Origin of the sequence: Streptomyces sp. NBC_01478, from assembly GCF_036227225.1 — a bacterium.
In the GTDB taxonomy this organism is placed as follows: Bacteria; Actinomycetota; Actinomycetes; order Streptomycetales; family Streptomycetaceae; genus Streptomyces.
In genome coordinates this window covers 8,797,121-8,818,903 of sequence record NZ_CP109444.1, presented here as the reverse complement: position 1 = coordinate 8,818,903, position 21,783 = coordinate 8,797,121, and the positions used below count along the sequence as shown (strand labels likewise).

Below are 21,783 nucleotides of genomic sequence, written 5' to 3'. Positions count from 1 at the left end.
GTGTCCGAATTGCACTGATTGCTACTCACTAAATCGTGATCTTTCTCTAAAGGACCTGGGGTTTGGTGCCGAAGACGACTGTGACCTTGAAAGTCGTCCCACACCCCAGGAGGCCTGGTGTCCGTTCTCCTCGAGCAGCCCGCAAGCCTGGTCGCCTACCGCCCGAACAAGCCGACCGCCATGGTGGTCGTGGCCGACCCGCGCGTCCGCTCCACCGTCACCCGCCACCTGTGGGCGCTCGGTGTGCGCGACGTCATCGAGGCCTCGTCCGTCGCGGAGGCTCGTCCCCGCATCGGCAACCCCCGCGACATCTGTGTGGCAGACGTCCACCTTCCCGACGGTTCCGGTCTCACCCTGCTCTCCGAGACCAGAGCCGCAGGCTGGCCCAACGGCCTGGCCCTGTCCGCCGCCGACGACATCGGTGCCGTGCGCAACGCCCTCGCGGGCGGCGTCAAGGGCTACGTCGTCACCGGCACCCGCACCAATGTCGGGCTCCCCACCCGACCCGGCGCCGCCCCCATCGGCTCCGCCGCCGCCCGTATGCACCGCCGCCCCCCGGGTTCCCCGAGCCACCCGGGTGGCTACCGCGAACTGTCCGGCCGTGAGGTCGAGGTCCTGCGTCTGGTCGCGGAGGGCCAGTCGAACAAGGCGATCGGCGTCTCCATGGGCCTGTCCGCACTGACCGTCAAGAGCCACCTCGCCCGCATCGCCCGCAAGCTCGGCACGGGTGACCGCGCCGGCATGGTCGCGGTGGCGCTGCGCACCGGAATCATCCACTGACCCCGTCCCCGTAACCCCGTCCCCACTCCCCCGCCGAGCCGTGAGCCGGATCTTTCACTTACCTGACTGGTTTACGACCCCCAGACGCCCGTCGACGGAACGTTCCGTCGGCGGGCGTTGTCCATACACGGATACCCTTGACAGGTGACCGACGCCCAAGAAACCGCAGCAGACAGCTCACTGCGAACCACCGGAGGCGCCCCTCCGGACGACGTCGAACCGGCGCCGATCCCTTTGCTTGAGCCCCGGGAGGGCATTCCGCCCGTGATCGCCGACGAGGAGGCCCTCGCCGAGGTGATCGCGGCCTTCGCCGCCGGCACGGGTCCCGTCGCCGTGGACGCCGAGCGCGCGTCCGGCTACCGCTACGGACAGCGCGCCTATCTGGTGCAGTTGCGCCGTGAGGGCGCGGGCACCGCGCTGATCGACCCCGTCGCCTGCCCCGACCTGTCGGGCCTCGGTGACGCCATCTCCGGCGTCGAGTGGGTGCTGCACGCCGCCACCCAGGACCTGCCCTGTCTGCGCGAGATAGGCATGGTGCCGACGCGGCTCTTCGACACCGAGCTGGCGGGTCGGCTCGCCGGATTCCCGCGGGTCGGCCTGGGCGCGATGGTCGAGGGTGTGCTCGGTTTCGTCCTGGAGAAGGGGCACTCCGCCGTCGACTGGTCCACCCGCCCGCTGCCCGAACCCTGGCTGCGCTACGCGGCCCTCGACGTGGAGCTCCTCGTCGACCTGCGGGACGCCCTGGAGAAGGAACTGGACCGGCAGGGCAAGCTGGACTGGGCCCGCCAGGAGTTCGACGCGATCGCGGCGGCGCCGCCCGCCGAGCCCCGCAAGGACCCGTGGCGTCGTACGTCCGGGATGCACAAGGTACGGCGGCGCCGGCAGCTCGGTGTCGTACGGGAGCTGTGGCAGACGCGGGACCGGATCGCGCAGCGGAGGGATGTCTCACCGGGGAAGGTGCTGTCCGACGCGGCGATCGTGGAGGCGGCGCTCGGGCTGCCGCTGGACGTGCAGGCGCTGGCGGCGTTGAACGGCTTCGGGCATCGGATGGGGCGGCGGCAACTGGAGCAGTGGCAGGCGGCGGTCGACCGGGCGAAGGCGCTGCCCGACTCGGCGTTGCCGCAGCCGGGGCAGCCGGTTACCGGGCCGCCGCCGCCCCGCGCCTGGGCCGACAAGGATCCCGAGGCTGCGGCTCGGTTGTCCGCGGCCCGTGCTGCGGTGTCCGCGGTGGCTGAGGGGCTCAACATGCCCCAGGAGAATCTGATCACTCCGGACACGGTGCGGCGGGTGTGCTGGGAGCCGCCGAAGAACGCGGATGTCGAGTCCGTAGGGGCTGCGCTTGCCGGGTACGGGGCGCGGCCTTGGCAGGTGGAGCAGGTGGCGCCGGTTCTGGTGGAGGCTTTGACCGCGAAGGCGCCGTAGGGGTTCTGTGTTGTTTTGCGGGTGCGGGTCCGCTGCGGCTGGTCGCGCCCGCGCGGCGGAGCCGCGAATCGGCACAGCCCCGCGCCCCTGAAAAGCAGCTCACCTGCTCGCTTCTCGCAGCGCGGGGGGCGTCGAGATCAGGCCAAGATCCTCGGGGCACTTGTGGGGAACAGGGCGCGGTCGGAGTAGGTGGCTGCCAGACTCCGGGGGCAGCCGTCGACCAATCGCCCTGTACTGCGTGGAGCGCACCCGATGACGACAACTCGCGTCACCATCAAGGACGTTGCCGCGCGTGCCGGTGTGTCCAAGGGGGCGGTGTCGCTCGCCTTCAATCACAAGCCGGGGTTGTCGGAAGCGACCCGGGAGCGGATCTTCGAGGCCGCCCGGGAGTTGGAGTGGTCACCGAACCTGGCCGCGCGGTCGCTGGCCGGGGCGCGCATCGACGTCGTAGGACTCGCTCTGTGTCGGCCCGCGCGGCTGCTCGGGCTCGAATCGTTCTCCATGGAGTTCGTCTCCGGTGTGGAGAGTGTGCTGACCGAGCGGTCGTGCGGGCTTTTGTTGAGGCTCGTGCGGGATCCCGAGGAGGAGGCCGGGCTGCTGGAGGCCTGGTGGAAGGCCCGGCAGATCGGTGGGGCGATCCTTGTCGATCTGTGGGCCGACGATCCTCGGGTCGCGGTGGTGCGGCGGCTCGGGATGCCCGTGGTGGCCGTAGGGGATCCGTCGTTGACCGGCGGGCTGACCTCCGTGTGGGTCGATGAGGCCGCTGCCGTGACCGAGGCCGTGCGGTATCTGGGGGCGCTCGGGCATCGGCGGATCGCGCGGGTCGGTGGGGCGGCGGAGCTGGGGCGGACGGCCGTGCGGACCGCCGCCTTCGAGGCGGCGGTGCGGGCGCTGGGCGCGTCGGGGGTTCGGCAGGTGGTCACGGATCAGTCCGGGGAGGCGGGGGCGCGGGCCACCCGGTCGTTGCTGGCGGAGGCGGAGCGGCCCACCGCCATCGTGTACGACAACGACATCATGGCCGTCGCCGGGCTGGCGGTGGCCGTGGAGGCGGGGCTCGGGGTGCCGGCCGATGTGTCGCTGCTGGCCTGGGACGACTCCCCGCTGTGCCGGGTCACGCATCCGACGCTCTCCGCGATGGGCCATGATGTGCACGGATTCGGGGCGGACGTGGCCCGGACTCTGTTCGGGGTGATCGGCAGGGAGGGGCCCGGTTCGCATCCCGTGCCCGCTCCGGTGCTGACCCCGCGGGGGTCGACGGCTCCGCCCGGGGGATGATCGGCCGGCGCTCGGGGTGTGACGTTCGCCGCTCCCGGCCCCGGGACTGGGCAGCTTGGTTACCCACAAGTAGCATGGTTCCTGAGCGCGCGCTCAGCGCATCGCAGCAGTGCCGATCCCGCACCCTGGAGGAGAGCCAATCGTGCCTCGTACCGTCAGGGACGTCGTCTTCGTCGACGGCGTCCGCACCCCGTTCGGCAAGGCGGGCCCGAAGGGCATCTACCACGAGACCCGGGCCGACGACCTCGTCGTGAAGGCGATCCGGGAGCTGCTGCGCCGCAACCCCGGACTCGACCCCGCGCAGATCGACGAGGTCGCGATCGCCGCGACCACGCAGATCGGTGACCAGGGGCTGACCCTGGGGCGGACCGCGGGCATTCTCGCCGGGCTGCCGCAGTCGGTGCCCGGTTACTCCATCGACCGCATGTGTGCGGGCGCGCTGACCGCCGTCACGACCACCGCGGGCTCCATCGCCTTCGGTGCGTACGACGCCGTCATCGCCGGTGGTGTCGAGCACATGGGCCGCCACCCGATGGGCGAGGGCGTGGACCCGAACCCGCGGTTCGTGAGCGAGAAGCTGGTCGACGACTCCGCCCTGTTCATGGGCATGACGGCGGAGAACCTGCACGACCGCTACCCGACGATCACCAAGCAGCGCGCCGACGAGTACGCGGTGCGTTCGCAGGAGAAGGCCGCCAAGGCGTACGCCAACGGCAAGATCCAGCAGGACCTGGTGCCGATCTCGGTGCGCAACACCAACGAGCAGGTGGGCGAGACCGGTTGGGGTCTGGTCACCGCCGACGAGCCGATGCGTCCGGGGACCACCCTGGAGAACCTCGCCGGGCTCAAGACGCCGTTCCGTGTGCACGGGCGGGTCACCGCCGGCAACGCGGCCGGTCTGAACGACGGTGCCACCGCGTCGATCATCGCGAGCGAGGACTTCGCCCGCGAGAACAACCTGCCGGTGAAGATGCGCCTGGTCTCGTACGCCTTCGCGGGCGTCGAGCCGGAGGTCATGGGCTACGGCCCGATCCCCGCGACCGAGAAGGCGCTCGCCAAGGCGGGCCTCTCGATCGAGGACATCAACCTCTTCGAGATCAACGAGGCCTTCGCCGTACAGGTGCTGGCCTTCCTGGAGCACTACGGCATCGCGGACGACGACGAGCGCGTCAACCAGTACGGCGGCGCGATCGCCTTCGGCCACCCGCTGGCCTCGTCGGGCGTCCGCCTGATGACGCAGTTGGCCCGCCAGTTCGAGGAGCAGCCGAACGTCCGCTACGGCCTGACGACGATGTGCGTCGGCTTCGGCATGGGCGCCACGGTCATCTGGGAGAACCCGCACTTCGAGGGGGACAAGTGAGCACCACCACCGAGCTTCTGAAGGGTGCGGCCGAGCTGTTCCCGGACGAGGTCGTGACGTCCGCGCACGTCCGTCACCTCGAACTGCCGTACGGCGCCGGGCGGTTCGCGCTCATCACGCTGGACAACGGCTTCGACCACACCAAGCCGACCACCTTCGGCCCGGCCTCGCTGGCGAACCTGAACACCGCCATCGACCAGGTCGAGAAGGAGGCGGCGGCCGGCGAGATCGTCGGTGTCGGCATCACCGGCAAGCCGTTCGTCTTCGCCGTCGGCGCGGACCTCAAGGGCGTCGAGCTCCTGAAGAACCACGACGACGCGCTCGCCATCGGCAAGGGCGGCCACGAGGTCTTCAAGCGCCTCGCGGACATCGCGGTGCCCACCTTCACGTACTACAACGGCGCGGCCATGGGCGGTGGCGTCGAGGTCGGTCTGCACTGCGAGTACCGCACGGTCTCGAAGCACATCGCGGCCTTCTCCCTCCCCGAGGTCTTCCTCGGCCTCGTTCCCGGCTGGGGCGGCTGCACGCTGCTGCCGAACCTGATCGGCGCCGAGAAGGCCGTCTCGGTGATCATCGAGAACAGCCTCAACCAGAACAAGCAGCTCAAGGGCCAGCAGGTCTTCGACCTCGGGATCGCCGACGCCCTCTTCGAGGGCGCGGACTTCCTGGAGCAGTCGCTGATCTGGACGGCGAACGTCCTCAAGGGCGACATCAAGGTCGAGCGTCCGGCGATCGACCGCGGCGAGGCCTGGGACCAGGCCGTCGCCAAGGGCCGTCTCGTCGCGGACTCCAAGGTGCACGGCGCGGCCCCGGCCGCCTACCGCGCGCTCGACATCATCGAGGCGTCCAAGAACGGCGACCTCCAGCAGGGCTACGACGCCGAGGACCTCGCGCTCGCCGACCTGATCATGGGTGGCGAACTGCGCGCCGGGATCTACGCGTTCAACCTCGTGCAGAAGCGCGGCAAGCGTCCGGCGGGTGCGCCCGACAAGTCGCTGGCGCGTCCGGTCACCAAGGTCGGTGTGGTCGGCGCGGGTCTGATGGCCTCGCAGCTCGCCCTGCTCTTCCTGCGCCGCCTCGAAGTACCGGTCGTCCTCACGGACATCGACCAGGAGCGCGTCGACAAGGGTGTGGGCTACGTCCACGCCGAGATCGAGAAGCTGCTCGGCAAGGGCCGTATCAACCAGGACAAGGCCAACCGCCTGACGGCCCTGGTCACCGGTGTGCTGGACAAGGCCGAGGGCTTCTCCGACGCCGACTTCATCATCGAGGCCGTCTTCGAGGAGATCGGCGTCAAGCAGCAGGTGTTCGCGGAGGTCGAGGCGGTCGCCCCGGCGCACGCGATCCTCGCCACCAACACCTCCTCGCTGTCGGTGAGCGAGATGGCGTCGAAGCTGAAGAACCCCGAGCGGGTCGTCGGCTTCCACTTCTTCAACCCGGTGGCGATTCTGCCCCTGTTGGAGATCGTGCGCGGCGAGCAGACGGACGACGCCTCGCTCGCGACCGCGTTCGCGGTGGCCAAGAAGCTGAAGAAGACAGCGGTGTTGGTGAAGGACGCCCCGGCGTTCGTCGTCAACCGCATCCTCACCCGCTTCATGGGCGAGATCCAGAACGTCATCGACGAGGGCACGCCAGTCGCCGTCGCGGAGAAGGCCGTAGAGCCGCTCGGCCTGCCCATGTCCCCGCTGGTTCTCCTGGAGTTGGTCGGTCCGGCCATCGGGCTGCATGTCTCGGAGACCCTCAACCGGGCCTTCCCGGACCGCTTCACGGTCTCCCCGAACCTCGCGGCGGTCGTCAAGGCGGGCAAGCGCGGCTTCTACGTCTACTCCGCCGAGAACGGGTTCAAGCCCGAACTCGACCCCGAGGTCGCGGCGTTGCTCCAGCAGGGCGACTCCGTCCTGACCGAGGAGCAGGTGCGGGAGCGGGTCCTGGACGCGGTGGCGCAGGAGATCGGGCTGATGCTCGACGAGGGTGTCGTCGCCGAGGCGCAGGACATCGACCTGTGCCTGATCACGGGCGCGGGCTGGCCCTTCCACCTGGGCGGCATCACGCCGTACCTGGACCGCGAGGGTGTCTCGGAGCGGGTGAACGGCAAGCCGTTCCTGGCGCCGGGTGTGGCGAGCGTTCCGGCGTAACCGCCGTCGTACGGGCGTGACTTGGGGAGGGCCTCCGCCTTTGGGCGGAGGCCCTCTTCTCATGCCTCCGCTTCGGCCGCCGCGAGCCGTGCCGTCAACTCGGCGTTCTCCGCCTCCAGATGGGCGATGCGCTTGCGGGCGAAGTAGAGCTCCATGACGGCGTCGTGGAACTCGGAGACGAGTTCGTCGGGGGTGAGTTGCATGGCGAATTCCCTTTACGCGGAGGCCAGTTGGGTGACCGTACCGGCGGAGCCCTTCCAGAACAGCTTGCCGTCGCGGGCGTAGAGGGAGCCGCCGCCGGCCGCGGCGGGCGCGTTGGTCGGTTCCGTCGTGACGTCGGCGAGGCGTACCGCGCCCTCGGCGAGGATGGCCGACGCGGCTCCGCCCCGCTGGACCACGTGGAGTTGGGACTGGGGCGTGGCGCCGCGGTCGATGCCGACGCCGATCCGGCCGGTGCCCTTGACGACGAGGTCGTCGAGGCCGTCGTTGTTGCGCAGGACGAGCAGGGCGCCCTTGGTCGCGCCGTTGGTGGCGGTCAGATAGATGCCCTGGGAGGCCGTGCCCGACGTCTGGAGGTCGATGGACAGGGCGGAGGCGTTCGCGTCCGAGCCGTCGGCGTATCCCACATGGGCGATCTTCAGCGTGCCGCGGCCGCTCTCGACGCCGGTCAGATACATCGCCGAGGTCTCGGGGTTGTCCGAGGTCACGTTGAGCGCCACCGCCGACCCGGAGGTGGCCTTGTGGTTGATCGTCACCGTGTGGGCGGTCGTGGAGGTGCCGTAGAACTGGGCGGGCGCGGTGTATTCGGTGTACTCGCCGTCGGCCGCCGCGTCCGGGGCGACGGCGACGGTGACGGCGCCCGCGGTGAAGGCGCCGAGGAAGATTCTTCGTCCGACTGTCATGGGGTGTACGACCTTTCGGCGGGCGGGCCGGTTGCCCGGTCCTCAGTAGGTTCCGCCGTAGGAGGACACGGGTGCCGCTCCGGCCGAGGCGGCCATGACCATGAAGGGGACCCTGGTCACCGGGGACTCCGTACCGGAGGCGTCGACGGCGAAGACGTCGACGACATGCGCGCCCGCGCCCCACTCCCATCCCGCTTCCCACGACCACCCGCCGTTCGGGGCCACGGGGGTGCCGCCCAGCAGCACTCCGTTCTCCCGGAAACCCACCTGGGCGAAGGCGGCGGCCGAGCCGGTGAAGACGACGCGTGCGGACGGCACCTGCTCGTGGGCCACGGGCTCCAGCACCACCGGCGCGGTGGTGCTCGGCCCGACCGTCGAGATCATCGCGGCCCGGTCCATGGGCGGGGCGGCGACCGCTCCGCCCGAGTCGACCGCCGTGAAGCGGATCTCGGTGCGCCGGGACTGGAAGCCCGCCGCGTCCACGCCGTAGACCTTCACGGGGTGCTCGCCCTTGCTCCAGGCTCTGCCGAGTTCCCAGGACCAGGTGCCGCGGGCGTCGACGTCGGTCTGTCCGAGGTACTTTCCGTGCTCCCAGACGATCACCTTGACCGCCCCCGGGGCGTGGCCGGCGAGCCGTACGGCATCCCTGCGGATCTCCGTGCCCGGTGCGGGTGCCGTCACGGTCGGGGGCAGGAACTCGTCGCCCCGGACCATGGTCGTGGCCGCCAGGTAGGAGTCGATGGCGGACCTGTCGCGGTCCGGCTCCTCGAATCCGTTGCTCACGAAGCCGAGCCGCGGGGCGATGCCGTCGATCAGGAGGTTGACGATTCCCATCAGCATCGGGACGTTGCGTCCCGCGATCTGGGTGTGGTCCGCGATGTGCGGGGAGTCGCTGAAGACGAAGTTGAAGTTCTCGTAGTGCTGGAAGAGCCCGAGGAACGGCTCGATCTGGGTCGGGTACTGGTCGTCCTGGCGCGAGGAGACCAGGTAGACGTTGGCCGCGCGGTTGGCGCCGGAGCGGACCAGGTCGGGGACGAGGGAGTCGACGATCCGCACGTTCTCCTCCGGCACGCCCTCGCCGAGCATGAACCGGGCGGTACCGGGGTGCACGTTCTTCACGTACGTGCCGATCGAGAACTGGGGCGCGATGGCGACGATGTTCTTGAAGCCGTACTTCAGGCCGAAGTAGAGGGCCGCGCTGCCGCCCTTGGAACCGCCCCACAGCGTGACCGACTCCGTGGTGAGGTCGAGGGACTTCATCACGTTCGAGATGAGGGTGACGACGGACTGCTCCAGGCCGAAGTCCATCCCCTTGCACAGGTAGTAGCTCCGGTTGCCCTCGAAGGTGTCCCGGATCCAGAGGATGTTCGCGCGCAGCTTGTCGAACACCCCGTTGGACCAGCCGTAGTCGCCGGGCGCGGAGAAGTTGGCGAAGACGACGACCAGGTGCCGGTTGCCCTTCTGGGCGTGGGCGAAGCGGTACTCGACGGGGAACGCGCCCGCGGCTTCGATGCCGGTGAGCAGGTGCCTCCCGTTCGCGGGTGCTGGGGACATGGGCGGAATCCGTTCCTGGGTCGAGTCGGGGTTCAGTGGGCGGGGGCGGCCGGGGTCGGGATGACCGCGAAGGTGACGGAGGCGGGCGGGGACTCGTCGCCGGCGGCGTTCACCACGAACACCTCGACGGTGTGCGGGCCTTCGGTCCAGCGCCACTCCGCGTTCCAGAGCCAGCGGCCGTCGTGGGCGAGGCCGCAGGAGCCGAGGAAGACCCCGTTCTCCCGGAAGCCCACCTGGGTCGCGCCGTTGGCGGCGCCGGTCAACCGGACCTGTACATCGAGGAGTTGCTGGTAGGGCTCGGGTGTGTGCACCAGCGGGGGCAGCAGAATCCCGACGGCCGCCGGAGCTGCCGCCGGCGCCGCCGTGACGTGTTCGGAGGCGGTGAACCGCGCCTCCGTGCGCTCGGACTGGTAGCCGCTGGCGTCGACGGCGAAGAGCCGCACCTGGTGCTCGCCCGCGCTCCACGGCCGGTCCCGCTGCCAGGTCCAGCTTCCGTCGGCGCCGACCGGTGCCGACGCCAGGTACGTGCCGTTCTCCCAGATGCTGACGCGTACCGCGCCCGGGGCCCGGCCGGCGAAGCGGACGTCGGTCGTGGACAGCAGGTCGTGGGGGCGCGGCTCGGTGACGACCGGCGGGGCGAACGACTCCTGCACCACGGCCGTCGACGCCAGGAAGTCCGCTATGCCCGACATGTCGGCGTCGGGTTCCTCGTAGCCGTGCCGGGTGAGTCCCAGGCGGGGCGCGATCCCCTCCACGAGGAGGTAGGCGATGCCCAGCAGCGGGGGCGTGTTGCGCTGGGTGACCTTGCCGTGGTCGGTGATGAACGGGGACTCGCTGAAGATGAGGTTGAAGTTGGGGTATCGCCGCAACAGGCCGAGGAACGGCTCCACTTGGGTGGTGTACTGCTCGTCCTGCGGCGAGGAGACCAGGTAAAGGTTGGTCTCGGGGCTCGCGCCCGCCGCGAGCAGGTCGGGCAGGACCGCGTCGAGGACCCGGACGTCGTCGTCGGCCATCGACTCGCCGAGCATGTTCCTGCCGGTGTCGGGATAGACGTCGCGCACGAAGGTGCCGATCCGCAACTGCGGGACGCTGGCGACGACGTTGCGGAAGCCGTACCTGAGCCCGAAGTAGAGCGCGGCGCTGCCGCCCTTCGAACTGCCCCACAGCGTCACGTCGTTCGGGGTCAGTCCGAGGGACTTCGTCACCCGGGTGATGAGTCCGATCACGGACTGCTCGACCCCGAAGTCCATCTCCCTGCACAGGTAGTAGGTGTTCCCGTCGTCGAACCGGTCGCGGATCCAGAGGATGTTGGACCGCAGGGTGTCGAGGATGCCGGTGGCCCAGCCGTAGTCGTCCGGGGCGTAGATGTTGGCGAAGACGACCATCAGATGCCGGTTGCCGTTGCGCGCGTGGGTGAACCGGTACTCGACGGGGTGGCTGCCCGAGGCGTCGATCCCGCCGATCACCTTGCGGCCCTTGGCAGTTGCTTCAGCCATGACGTGCTTCACTCTCGTCGGGTGCTCCTGGGGCACCGGAAATGTGGTGTCCGGTCGGATGATCAGCGATCATGTCGTGATGCATCCCGCTCCCTCCCCGTCCGGGCACATGGGCATCCCCTGGCGCAGGCTCGCCGTCGCCGCGGCGGCCCTGCTCGGACTCGCCACCGTGGTGACCGCGGTCCAGTCGTACGGCCCCACCCGCTCCTACGCGTCGTCCCGGACGCTGACCGTGGCGACCTGGAACATGTGCGGGGTCCGGCAGTGGGGCTGTGCCCCGACCGGCAGTTGGGCGGAGAAGCGGACGCAGCTCAGCCACCTCGCGACCCGGGCCGGGGCCCGGGTGGTCTTTCTCCAGGAGACCTGCGACGCGGAGCTGGAGTCGGTGCGCCGGGAACTCGGCGGGTCCTGGCACACGGCGTTCCACGCGTACTCCGAGCGCGACCGGGCGGGGCACACGACGCCGATCCGCTGTGCGACGCCCGGGGCGGGCACCGCCGGTTTCGCGATCCTCGCCGCCTATCGTCTGTCGGCCGTCACCACCGTGGCCGCGCAGCAGCCCACCGCGGGGGTGCGGCGCGGCATCCTGTGCGCCACGGTCGCGGCGCACGACCTCCGGGTGTGCACGGCCCATCTGAGCCCGCGGCACAGCGACGCCGTACACCCCGAATGGGAGTTCCGCGACGACCAGTTGAAGGCGCTGGCCCGCGCGGGGGCCGCGCGGCGCACGGTGTACGGCGGTGATCTGAACGTGAATCCGCCGGGGTCCCGCAACCCCTTCTCCTGGGTGTGGCCGGCCGGCCCCTACACCACGCACCCGGAGTGCGACCAGACGTCCGGTTCCTCCCGGGCGGGCCGGGCGACCCATGTGTCGGGCCACAAGTTCGACTACCTCTTCACCGGGTTGCCCAGGGCCGGCTGCACGGTGCGCGACACCGGCAGGTCGGACCATTTCGCCCTGCTCCTGAAGGTGCGCACGGGCTGACCGCAACTCCCGGCGGCCCCCGACGGTGGTGTCGGGGGCCGAGGGTCCGTTCGCTGGCTTCGTCATGGCGTGCGGTGACCGTTCGATGTCATACGACCACGCCCTCGACGATCCTTCCCGGGGGTGACGGCTCGTCATGGAAACGATCCTGCGATCCGTCCGCCGGCGCGGCCGACTGCTGCGGCCGCACCGTCTGCCGCTGCGGCCCGTTCGCCGTGCCGGAGGGAACCCGGGTGTCGGCCGGCATCGGCTGCGCGGGCAGCGCGTTCACGGACCGGGGGGCGGCGGCCGCGGGCTGCGCCGGGTGTCGCTGCGGGGTGAACCAGTGCTGGGCGTTCCAGGAGATCGGCGTGAGGGGGCGCCCCTGGTGACTCGTGTCGACGGTGCCGACGGCCGGCGCCCGTGCCTCCTCCGGGGCGAGATCGCCGCCGGCGACCAGCATCCGGTCCGCGAGCCGTGCCGAGGCATGGCCGTCGTCGAGGTCGCAGAACTCCCGCTGGAACCAGCGGTACCGCTCGGCGTAGGCGTCCTGGATCCCGTCGATTCCCCGGATGGCGGTCACCAGGTCCTCGGAGGAGTACACCAGGGGGCCGGGCGCACTGCGTTCGAAGTCGAAGTAGAAGCCGCGCAGCGTGTCCCGGTAGTGGTCCAGGTCGTAGGTGAAGAACAGGATCGGGCGCCCGGTGTTGACGTAGTCGAACATCAGGGACGAGTAGTCCGTGATCATCACGTCGGTGATCAGGGACAGATCGGCCATGTCCGGGTAGTCCGAGACGTCGAAGACGAAGCCGTCGCCGGCGCCCGGCACCGGGTCGACCACGTTGGGGTGGCGGCGGACCAGGAGCACATGGTCGGCGGCCAGCCTGGCCCGGGCGTCCGCGAGGTCGACCCGGAAGTCCAGCTTGTACTTGCCGGGCGCGTAGTACTGGTCGTCGCGCCAGGTCGGCGCGTACATCACGACCCGCTTGCCGTCGGGCAGGCCGATGCGCCGGCGGATCTCCTGTTCCTGCTGTTCCGTGTCGGGTCTGCGCAGGATGTCGTTGCGCGGGTATCCCGACTCCACCATCTCGCCCGGGAATCCGAAGGCACGCTTGAGGATCGGGGTGGAGAAGCTGTTGGGCGAGACCAGCATGTCCCAGTTCTGCACCTCCTTCTCGACCCGCTCCAGGTAGCGCTGGTCCGCGAAGTGGATGGCCTCGATGTCGTGGCCGATCTTCTTCAGCGGGGTGCCGTGCCAGGTCTGTACGACGACCTGGCCGTCACGCTTCTGGAACCAGTCGGGCAGGTGGTTGTTGGCGACGACGTACCGGCTGGTGGCCAGCGCCTCGTACCACTGCGGCGACCACATGCGCACGGGGGTCGCGGTCGGCGGGACCTGGACCTGGTCGTCGCGGACGACAAAGAGGTGCTCGATGTCGACGCCCCGCCGCACCAGTTCCTCGTGCAGGGCGCGGGGGCTGTCGGAGTACTGGGTGCCCTTGAAGGCGTCGAAGAGGATCGCGGGGCGTACCTTCTTCCGCCGCGCGGCCGGGTAGGCCTTGGTGCGCAGCAGCTTCTGGCGGTACGGGCCGCGCGCGTCGTCCGGCATCGCGGAGTGCACGAGGAGGGAGAGCCGGTCGTAGGCCTCGGCCTGGAGTTCGTAGCGGCGCTCGTTCTCCTCGAAGTCCTTCGGGAAGGCCTCGACGAGGGACTGCTCGATCTTCACCATGAGGTCTTCGAGCCGGTCCTCGCGGGCCACCGACGACAGGTCCTGACGGCGCAGGAAGAAGTCCCAGCGCCCGGCGGCCAGCGGGATCTCGCCGGCCAGGGTCCGCATGGCGGCCGGCGAGAGGACGGCGCGGAAGGCGTTGCCGTCCCACCGGAGCGGGACCTCGCGTTCCGCGCCGTGCGCCCGGGAGCGCACCACGAGGTGGGCGTCGCGGTACTCCCGCTCGGTCAGCCGGTCGGCGGCCAGATAGCGGCCGGTGATCTGCAGGGAGCCGTCCTCGCCCCAGACGAAGTCGTTCGCCATGGGCAGGGTCGCGCGCTCGAAGAGCACGAGGTAGCCGGAGCCGTTGCGGTGGACGACGACCTCCCGGTCGCCCTCGCGGGTCTGCAGCGCGGAGGGCATGCGGTAGTGCCCGTCGAGCGTCTCCTCCGCGACCACCGGATAGATGGTCATCTTCCGGCCCTCGACATGGAAGGTGGTCTTCCAGCCGTTGCTGCCCATGTTCCAGGACTCGGGTACGTCCGCCCCGGCCTGGGCGTCGACCCGGTGTCCCGGTATGAGGACGCGCAGCGGGACCCTGGCGGTGAACGAGCACCAGCCCTCTCCGCCGGGCCGGAAGTGGACCCGTGCGTCGTGCTCCCCGGTCCCGCTCATGCTGGTGACCCGGAGCTTGCCCCACTCGGGCACCTTGGGCCCGAGATAGACGCCGTTCAGCTCCAGTTGGTCGCCGTCGATCCGGTGGCCGGTGATCCGGGAGCGCACGATCTCCACGCGTAGCTTGAGCTTGCCCTGGAGGAACACGGGCAGGACCCGGGTGTTCTTGTCGACGTAGCGGTACGGCGGGTTGGCGGCGGATCCGGCGCCGCCGCGGTCGATGCCCCGGTAGCGGAACAGGCCGCGGCTGAGCACGCCGGCGGCGACGTCCCAGGTGCCCTCGACCCACTGCCCGCGGCGCTTGAGACGGGTGGTGTCGATCCTGGACTCGAAGCCGGCCCAGTCGTAGCAGTAACGATTCTGGTTGGACTGCTCGGTGGCCTGCGGCGCGTAGGTGGTCTTCGCCGTGGTGATCACCATCCGCCCCTGCTTCTTGTTGCGCAGGGCGATCGCCTTCACCGACATGTGCTTCTTGTGCACGTTGATGAAACGGACGTACGCCGAGCCGCTCAGGGTCAGCAGATGGCCGTTCGTGCTCCAGCGGGCGCCGTCGAGCGACCCGTGCAGCGAGAACTCCTTGTCCAGTCGGTAGGCCTTCTTGTCGATGCCCACCTCCCGGTCCCCGAGGTAGGGGTACTTGAGGTAGCGGTGGAACCGGCGCTGGACGGGCATCGGTCCGCCCCGCCGCTCGAACCGGATGACCTCCAGCAGTTCGGGCAGCCGCCAGTCGCGCACCAGGAGCCACTTGACCCGGGCCTCCGCCGGCAGCTCGTCGATGATGGTGGCGTCGGCCTCGTCGAGGAACGCGTTGGCCCACTCCATGAAGGCCTGCTGGTACTCCTCGTCCGCGTCCGGGAGCACCTTCAGATGCAGCATCAGGTCGGACTTGAGGCAGGCGAGGTCGTACTTGCGCTTGCTCTCCTCGTACAGCCGGGAGCGTCGCTCGGCCAGGAAACGGCTGACCGACTGGACGGCGGCGACGCGGTCGCGCAGGTTGGACAGCTCGGTGTGGCGCTGGGTGATCGAGGGGGCGGCGCCGCCCTCGCGACGGCGCCAGAAGTAGACGATGTCGGTGACGACGTCGACCTTGGCGGCCCGGAAGTGGGCGAACATGTTGACCCAGGAGTCCTCGTAGAGGACGCCTTCGGGGAACTCGATGAAGTGGTAGTCCCAGAAGGACCGCCGGAACAGCTTGTTCCAGACGGTGCGGTCGTAGATGAGCGCCTCGAACCGGGTGATGTGGGTGCCGCGCCGGCTCTTCTGCATCGGGGTCTTGTGGAGCGGCGACTGCCACTTCTTGGTGGAGTTCATCATCTGCACGTTGCCCGAGACGAAGTCCGAGCCGGACTCCTCCACCGTGCGCACGAGGAGTTCGTAGGCGTACTCGGGAATGACGTCGTCACCGTCGACGAACGCGATGAACTCGCCGCGCGGATGCATGGCCCGCAGACCGGTGTTCCGGGCGTGACCCGGCCCCTGCGGCTCCTGGCGGATGAGCCGGAAACGCGGGTCCGCCGCACAGAACTCGGCGGCAATGGCCGTCGAACGGTCGGTGGAACCGTCGTCGACGAGAATCACCTCGAAATCACGGAACGACTGCCGTGCGATCGACTCCAGACATTCCGTGAGATAGGTCTCAACATCCTGAAAGGGAACGACAACACTGAGACGCGGATGATCCGCCAACTCGCACTCCTACCGAGACAATTCGCCCACTGAGCTTGGTCGAGAAGCCCACATCGGGCGGACACCCCCCTGGCTCGGCACGCCCCCCAGCCCCATCGCTGGCACGCAACTGCCGTCCCCGTGACCTCGGACAGAGCCCCCTCCACCGAGAGCCACAGGACTCACATATTCTTAACAGATACTAACCATGGGTCAAGTGGCGGCAATGTGGTGTTCACCCCTGCCCCGGCACAGGTACATCCCCGCTTAAAGCAGGGTCATGGGGATGCCTATAGTTCTGCCACTGCATTTAGTTCTGCATCTGCACCGCTCGTTTCAGTTGGGCCGGAATCCCCCCTACCCGGGCCCCGCATCTCCGCGCACGCGGAGCCCGTGAGGAGAGGAACCGCACCCGATGAGCCACAGCGCCACGACCGAGTCCCGGCGTGCCCGGAAATCGACCGACCGCCGCAAGAGCACACCGCCGCGCAAGAGACGCTGGGGGCGCATCATCCTGCTGTCGGCGCTGGTCCTGGTGCTGGCGGGGGGCGGTACCGCCTACTGGCTCTACAGCGGCATCGACGGCAACATCAAGGGCGTCGACATCGACAAGGCGATCGGCGACGACCGGCCGGAGAAGCTGCCCACCTCGGGGCAGAACATCCTGATCCTGGGCTCCGACTCCCGCGCCGGCGCCAACGCGGAACTGAACACCGGCACGGTCTCCGGCGCCCGTTCGGACACCGCGCTGGTGATGCACATACCAGAGGGACGTAAGAAGGCGGTGGCGGTCAGCATCCCGCGCGACACCCTCGTGACCCGCCCCAAGTGCACCAAATCGGACGGCTCCTCCGTCGCGTCCGCCAAGCGCGTGATGTTCAACTCCATCTACTCCCAGGTCGGTCCGGCCTGTGTGGTGAAGACGGTGGAGCAGATGTCCGGGGTCCGGATGGACCACTACGTCGAGGTCGACTTCGCCGGCTTCAAGAACCTGGTGGACGCGATCGGCGGCGTGAGCATCACCGTCGACCAGGACATCGACGACACCTCCAGCGGTCTGCACCTGACCAAGGGCACCCACAAGCTGGACGGCACCCAGTCCCTCGCGTTCGTCCGCACCCGGCACGGCATCGGCGACGGCAGCGACCTCGGCCGGATAGGCCTCCAGCAGCAGTTCATGCTCGCGCTGCTCACCGAGATCCAGAAGCAGGACCTGCTGGGCAGCCCGGTCAAGGCGTACAAGATCGCCGACGAGCTCACCGCCGCGCTGACCACCGACTCCGACCTCGCCTCGCTCACCAAGCTCGCGGAGTTCGGCCGCAGCCTCAACGGCGTCAACCCGTCCACCATGGAGACGATCATGCTCCCGGTGGCGTACGACAAGGTCGACCCGAACCGGGTGGTGGCCGCCGAACCCCAGGCGGGCACGCTGTGGAAGGCGATCCGCGCGGACTCGGAGATCCCCGAGTCGGCCAAGAAGTCCCCGGCGACGGGCGGCTGAGCCTTCCGCCGGGTCAGAGGTCGGACCAGGAACCCAGGTTCAGCCCCGCGCCCGGCTCCTGCCGGGCGACTCTCGGCGTGCCGTCGGGGGTGATCACCGCCATGACCACGCGCCCGTGACCGTCCCTGGCCAGCGCCGGAGAGCCCACGCAGGGCTCGGTCAGCGCGTACCACCACAGGCCGTTGCCCTCGTCCCCGGCACCGCCCACGCCGAACACGGCGTGTCCGTCCCGGTCCCGGTAGGCGAGGACGACGCAGTCGTAACCGTCCACCGTCGTACGGAGCGTCGCGTACGGCCGCCGCGCCGGTGAGCCGCCCAGCGGGGTCGGCCAGCCGCCGGCCCGCCAGGACACCGCGGCGCCGCTGTCGGCGTCGGTCCAGAAGAAGGTGGCCTGCTCCGGGCCGGTCTCCACCGCGGCGACCGTGCCGGGCGAGGTCCGCAGCGCGAAGCCGCGCGGGCCCGTGAAGTCACCGCCGGCTTCGAGCTGCCGCCAGACGAACACACCGGTCTCGGCGTCGACGCACACCTCGATCCGTCCGCCGGACAGGGCCACCGGCGCGGGCCACGGGCCGATACCGACGCCGTGCAGTTCCTCCCAGGCCCGCCACTTTCCGTTCGCCGCCTCGCGGCGCAGCACCAGGCCGCCGTGCGCACCCCGGGCGAAGACATGCACACCGCCGTCCGCCGCGACCGCGCCCACCGGCGGGCCCAGCAACAGCCCCTGCTCCCGGTCCTTGTGCGGGTTGCCCAGCGACCGCCAGTCCGTGAAGGCGAGCCCCGTCTGGTACTGGATCGCGTGCACGACGTCCATCGTGCGCACCCCGTCGGCGCCGGTGCGCTCCCTGCGGCCGAGGAAGTGGACGTAGGAGTCGGCGCCCTGGACCACGGTCAGATGGGTCAGACCCGCGGCGGGCACGACATGGGGTCCGCTCCAGTCGTTTCCGGCCACGGTGTTCTCGGTCCAGCGCAGCAGCCCGCCCTCGGTCGGCGCGTAGAGGCTGAGCCGGCCGTCACGGCCGAGGGTCAGCCAGTCGCCATGGGCGGCACCGGACGCGGCCGGTCTCGGGGCCCGGGCGTCTGCCCCGGCCGACTCCGACGACTTCTTCCGCATCACGTGCCGCACTCCCTCGAAGCCGACGCGTCATGCGTACGGACTGGCTGAAACGCCGATCATCATATGTCGCCCGAGCGGATGTTCCAGGGCGGATGTTCCAGGGCGGGACCGACGGATGTGCGGGCCCGCGGCCAGGGGGTCAGACCTCCCGCCACGCCTCCAGCGCCAGCCCGGCCTCCGCCTTCCGCCGGGTGACCAGGAGTTGGCCGGTCGACGGCGACGCCGTCGCGGCGGCCACCCGCTCGTCCTCGTCCAGGGTGAGGGACACCTCGGCGTCCGCCGGGAGCTGGGGGCCCGACTCGGTCCACCAGGCGCCGGCCGCCTCCTGTTCCGTGGGATACGCGGCGAAGGCGACCCGGCCGCTGGCCGAGCGCTGGGCGAGCAACGTGCAGTCGTAGCCGTCGAGTTCGCAGCGGACGGCGGAGACCGGGCCGGGGCCGGCCGAGGCGAGCAGGGGGATCGGCTTGCTGCCGGGGCGCCAGGCGGACAGGTCACCGGAGTCGTCCGTGTAGAAGAGGGTGGTGCTCTCCGGGGAGGTGGCCAGCGCGCGGAGCGTGCCGGGGCGGACGCGGGCCTCCATCGCCTCCTCCAGCACCGGTTGTGCGCCCGGCTCCAACTGGCGCCAGTGCAGGATCGCGCCGGACACCGCCGCGTACAGCTCGACCGTGCCGGACTCCCCCGTCACCGCCGCCAGGTCCTCGTGGACGTCACTCCCCTTGAGGTCGCGCCACGGGTCCCAGCCGCCCTTCTCCCGCTGGGCCAGCATGCTCACCCCGCCCTGGGTGTTCCGCACGAAGACATGGGCGCGGCCCTGTGCGTCGACCGCGAGCGACGGTACGCCGGTGCGGTCGCCCTTCTTGTCCGGGTGGCCGATCGGGTTCCAGTCGAGGGCCGCGAGCCGGGGGCGGAAGTGCGTGGAGTGCACCAGTCCGGACTCGCGGGCCGCCGTGGGACGCCAGGTCACGAGGTGGGCGTAGCCGTCCGCGCCCTGCCCGATGCCGAGCTGTCCCGGGTGCAGCTTCTGGTCGCCGCCGATCTTGCGCGGGGCGCTCCAGAGGCCGCCGGGGCCGCGTTCCGCCCGGCACAGGACGGCGTCGCCCGAGGGCAGATACACACTGAGCCGACCGTCACGGCCGCGGAGGAGCCAGTCGCCGTTCACCTGTTCACTGTAATTGGGGCGGGTGCCCGCGCACGGGGCACCCCCCGCCCCCGTGCGACCCTTGCGCCATGGACGAGGACACTCCCCTGCTGGTGATCGTGGACGGCGCCAATGTGGTCGGGTCGGTGCCCGACGGCTGGTGGCGCGACCGCAAGGGTGCGGCCGAGCGCCTCCGCGACCGGCTCGCGAGCGACGGTCTGCCGGGCCGCACGGACCCCGTGGAACTCGTCCTCGTCGTGGAGGGCGCGGCCCGTGGTGTGGCGTCCGTCCCGGGCGTGCGGGTGGACTCGGCACCCGGCAGCGGCGACGACCGGATGGTCGAACTGGTCGCCGAGGCCGCCGGCCGGCCGTGCCTGGTGGTGACCGCCGATCGTGAACTGCGGCGCAGGGTCACGGAGTTGGGCGCGGAGGTCACCGGGCCGCGCAGCGTACGGGGCCGACACCTGCGCGATACGGCCCCGTAAGTCCCCTCGACCGAGCGGGACTTGCGGGGCCGGACGACCAACTGGTGGGCCTACAGGGTCTTTCCGCCGGGCGGTGCCGCGGACTCGCCCGCCTCCGCCGCCTGTTGCAGACCCAGGCGGCTGTGCGTACGGCCGTAGAAGTAGTAGACGAAGAAGCCGATCGCCATCCAGATGGCGAAGCGGAGCCAGGTCTCGGCGGGGAGGTTGAGCATCAGCCAGAGGGAGGCCAGGACCGAGACGATCGGGAGGGCCGGTACCAGGGGGGTGCGGAAGGAGCGGGGCAGGTCCGGGCGCTTGTTCCTGAGGATGACCACGCCGATCGCGACCACGATGAAGGCGAACAGGGTGCCGATGTTGACCAGTTCGGCGAGTTCGCTGAGGCTCGTGAAGCCCGAGACGATCGCGATGATCACGCCGAGGAGGATGGTCGGGCGGTAGGGGGTGCGGAAGCGCGGGTGGACGTGCGAGAAGAAGCGGGGCAGCAGTCCGTCGCGGCTCATCGCGAAGAAGACGCGGGCCTGGCCGAGCAGCAGGATCATGCACACCGTCGTCAGGCCGATCGCGGCGCCGAAGCTGATCAGGCCCGCGAACCACGGGTGTCCGGTGGCCTTGAACGCGTCGGCGAGGGGCGCGTCGATCGACAGCGAGCTGTACTTCTGCATGCCGGTCACGACGACCGCGACGGCGACGTACAGCGTGGTGCAGATGATCAGTGAGCCGAGGATGCCGCGCGGGACGTCGCGCTGCGGGTTGCGGGTCTCCTCGGCGGCGGTGGCGACGACGTCGAAGCCGATGAAGGCGAAGAAGACCACGGAGGCGGCGGTGAAGATGCCCATGACGCCGAAGTTGGAGGGCGCCCAGCCGAACATGAGCTGGATCAGCGGGGCTTTGAGGTTGCCGCCCGCCTCCACCGACTGTGCCTTGGGGATGAAGGGCTTGTAGTTGTCGCCCTCGATGAAGAAGGAGCCGGCGACGATGACCACCAGGACGACGGCGACCTTGATGGCGACGACGACCGAGGTGACCCGCGCGGAGAGCTTCATGCCGAGCACGAGGATCGCGGTGAGGACCAGGACGAGCGCGGCGGCGAGGACGTCGAAGCCGAAGCCGTGGGCGCCGTCCCGGCCGCTGAGCGCCTCGGGCAGATGCCATCCCGCGTTGTCCAGCAGCGAGTGGATGTACCCGGACCAGCCGACCGCCACCACCGCCGTGCCCAGGGCGAGTTCGAGGACCAGGTCCCAGCCGATGATCCAGGCGGGGAACTCCCCGAGCGAGGCGTACGAGAAGGTGTACGCCGAGCCCGCGACCGGCACCGTGGACGCGAACTCGGCGTAGCAGAGCGCCGCGAGGGCACAGACGACGCCGGCCACGACGAAGGACAGGGCCACCGCTGGGCCGGCGGTGTTCTTGGCGGCCGTGCCGGTGAGGACGAAGATGCCGGTGCCGATGACCACGCCGACGCCGAACACGGTCAGATCCAGCGCCGAGAGGGATTTTCTGAGCGCGTGCTCGGGTTCCTCGGTGTCCTGGATGGACTGTTCGACTCTCTTCGTCCGGAAGAGGGTGCTGCTCACGGGTGTACCTCCCACGCTTGGCGTCCTCGACATGA

Annotated in this window: 16 protein-coding genes; 8 read left to right on the top strand and 8 right to left on the bottom strand. The window is 70.1% G+C overall.

Features of this window, described 5'->3' with window-relative positions; translation table 11 throughout:
- Positions 1-117 precede the first annotated feature (117 nt).
- From OG223_RS39600 to OG223_RS39580, 5 genes are all read left to right on the top strand, one after another.
- Positions 118-780 (top strand): response regulator transcription factor, encoded by a 663-nt coding sequence (locus OG223_RS39600; RefSeq protein ID WP_030605794.1) that lies wholly within the window; start codon positions 118-120, stop codon positions 778-780.
- A gap of 144 nt (positions 781-924) precedes the next feature.
- The gene (locus OG223_RS39595; protein WP_329259537.1) at positions 925-2,202 is read left to right on the top strand and encodes a ribonuclease D; all 1,278 of its coding nucleotides are present in this window, start codon (positions 925-927) and stop codon (positions 2,200-2,202) included.
- A gap of 252 nt (positions 2,203-2,454) precedes the next feature.
- A complete protein-coding gene (locus OG223_RS39590; protein ID WP_329259533.1) occupies positions 2,455-3,477 on the top strand; it encodes a LacI family DNA-binding transcriptional regulator in 1,023 nt (340 codons plus the stop codon).
- Positions 3,478-3,619: 142 nt separating this feature from the next.
- Complete coding sequence (locus tag OG223_RS39585; RefSeq protein WP_329259529.1) at positions 3,620-4,837, top strand: thiolase family protein; 1,218 nt, start codon at positions 3,620-3,622, stop codon at positions 4,835-4,837.
- Positions 4,834-6,972, top strand: coding sequence for a 3-hydroxyacyl-CoA dehydrogenase NAD-binding domain-containing protein (locus tag OG223_RS39580; protein ID WP_329259526.1), 2,139 nt, complete (start codon positions 4,834-4,836; stop codon positions 6,970-6,972). The genes OG223_RS39585 and OG223_RS39580 overlap by 4 nt, the downstream gene beginning before the upstream one ends.
- Positions 6,973-7,031: 59 nt before the next feature.
- Here the strand turns inward: OG223_RS39580 and OG223_RS39575 are convergent, their stop codons facing one another.
- Genes OG223_RS39575 through OG223_RS39560 form a run of 4 tightly spaced genes read right to left on the bottom strand, consistent with a single transcriptional unit; the run spans position 7,032 to position 10,924 of the window.
- Complete coding sequence (locus tag OG223_RS39575; RefSeq protein WP_329259523.1) at positions 7,032-7,175, bottom strand: hypothetical protein; 144 nt, start codon at positions 7,173-7,175, stop codon at positions 7,032-7,034.
- Between the two features lie 12 nt (positions 7,176-7,187).
- Positions 7,188-7,874, bottom strand: a complete 687-nt coding sequence (locus tag OG223_RS39570; RefSeq protein WP_329259520.1) for a hyaluronoglucosaminidase — start codon at positions 7,872-7,874, stop codon at positions 7,188-7,190.
- 42 nt (positions 7,875-7,916) lie between these two features.
- Positions 7,917-9,428, bottom strand: a complete 1,512-nt coding sequence (locus tag OG223_RS39565; RefSeq protein ID WP_329259518.1) for a hypothetical protein — start codon at positions 9,426-9,428, stop codon at positions 7,917-7,919.
- Between the two features lie 32 nt (positions 9,429-9,460).
- Positions 9,461-10,924 (bottom strand): hypothetical protein, encoded by a 1,464-nt coding sequence (locus tag OG223_RS39560; protein ID WP_329259515.1) that lies wholly within the window; start codon positions 10,922-10,924, stop codon positions 9,461-9,463.
- Positions 10,925-11,003: 79 nt separating this feature from the next.
- On the opposite strand from OG223_RS39560, the gene OG223_RS39555 reads away from it, so the two are divergent.
- Positions 11,004-11,909 carry an endonuclease/exonuclease/phosphatase family protein gene (locus OG223_RS39555; protein ID WP_329259513.1) on the top strand — a complete coding sequence of 302 codons (906 nt, stop codon included), beginning with the start codon at positions 11,004-11,006 and terminating at the stop codon, positions 11,907-11,909.
- Positions 11,910-11,997: 88 nt separating this feature from the next.
- Here OG223_RS39555 and OG223_RS39550 read toward each other — a convergent pair whose 3' ends face one another.
- Positions 11,998-15,957 carry a bifunctional glycosyltransferase/CDP-glycerol:glycerophosphate glycerophosphotransferase gene (locus OG223_RS39550; RefSeq protein WP_329259510.1) on the bottom strand — a complete coding sequence of 1,320 codons (3,960 nt, stop codon included), beginning with the start codon at positions 15,955-15,957 and terminating at the stop codon, positions 11,998-12,000.
- Positions 15,958-16,351: 394 nt separating this feature from the next.
- On the opposite strand from OG223_RS39550, the gene OG223_RS39545 reads away from it, so the two are divergent.
- Positions 16,352-17,437: an LCP family protein gene (locus OG223_RS39545; RefSeq protein WP_329259507.1), complete on the top strand. Its 1,086-nt coding sequence runs from the start codon at positions 16,352-16,354 to the stop codon at positions 17,435-17,437.
- A 13-nt stretch (positions 17,438-17,450) separates the two neighbouring features.
- Here the strand turns inward: OG223_RS39545 and OG223_RS39540 are convergent, their stop codons facing one another.
- Together OG223_RS39540 and OG223_RS39535 are read right to left on the bottom strand one after the other, a co-directional pair.
- Positions 17,451-18,548 (bottom strand): hypothetical protein, encoded by a 1,098-nt coding sequence (locus OG223_RS39540; protein ID WP_329259504.1) that lies wholly within the window; start codon positions 18,546-18,548, stop codon positions 17,451-17,453.
- Between the two features lie 142 nt (positions 18,549-18,690).
- The gene (locus tag OG223_RS39535) at positions 18,691-19,710 is read right to left on the bottom strand and encodes a hypothetical protein (RefSeq protein ID WP_329259501.1); all 1,020 of its coding nucleotides are present in this window, start codon (positions 19,708-19,710) and stop codon (positions 18,691-18,693) included.
- Positions 19,711-19,778: 68 nt separating this feature from the next.
- Here OG223_RS39535 and OG223_RS39530 point away from each other — a divergent pair, with 68 nt between their 5' ends.
- Positions 19,779-20,174 carry an NTP pyrophosphohydrolase gene (locus tag OG223_RS39530; RefSeq protein ID WP_329259499.1) on the top strand — a complete coding sequence of 132 codons (396 nt, stop codon included), beginning with the start codon at positions 19,779-19,781 and terminating at the stop codon, positions 20,172-20,174.
- A gap of 50 nt (positions 20,175-20,224) precedes the next feature.
- On the opposite strand, the gene OG223_RS39525 is transcribed toward OG223_RS39530, so the two are convergent.
- Complete coding sequence (locus OG223_RS39525) at positions 20,225-21,748, bottom strand: amino acid permease (protein WP_329259496.1); 1,524 nt, start codon at positions 21,746-21,748, stop codon at positions 20,225-20,227.
- Between the last annotated feature and the right edge of the window lie 35 nt (positions 21,749-21,783).

Coding starts and splice junctions, on each gene's coding strand:
- OG223_RS39560 (WP_329259515.1), bottom strand. CDS start 10,924: ATGGCTGAAGCAACTGCCAAGGGCCGCAAGGTGATCGGCGGGATCGAC.
- OG223_RS39530 (WP_329259499.1), top strand. CDS start 19,779: ATGGACGAGGACACTCCCCTGCTGGTGATCGTGGACGGCGCCAATGTG.
- OG223_RS39575 (WP_329259523.1), bottom strand. CDS start 7,175: ATGCAACTCACCCCCGACGAACTCGTCTCCGAGTTCCACGACGCCGTC.
- OG223_RS39540 (WP_329259504.1), bottom strand. CDS start 18,548: ATGCGGAAGAAGTCGTCGGAGTCGGCCGGGGCAGACGCCCGGGCCCCG.
- OG223_RS39590 (WP_329259533.1), top strand. CDS start 2,455: ATGACGACAACTCGCGTCACCATCAAGGACGTTGCCGCGCGTGCCGGT.
- OG223_RS39555 (WP_329259513.1), top strand. CDS start 11,004: ATGCATCCCGCTCCCTCCCCGTCCGGGCACATGGGCATCCCCTGGCGC.
- OG223_RS39565 (WP_329259518.1), bottom strand. CDS start 9,428: ATGTCCCCAGCACCCGCGAACGGGAGGCACCTGCTCACCGGCATCGAA.
- OG223_RS39545 (WP_329259507.1), top strand. CDS start 16,352: ATGAGCCACAGCGCCACGACCGAGTCCCGGCGTGCCCGGAAATCGACC.
- OG223_RS39570 (WP_329259520.1), bottom strand. CDS start 7,874: ATGACAGTCGGACGAAGAATCTTCCTCGGCGCCTTCACCGCGGGCGCC.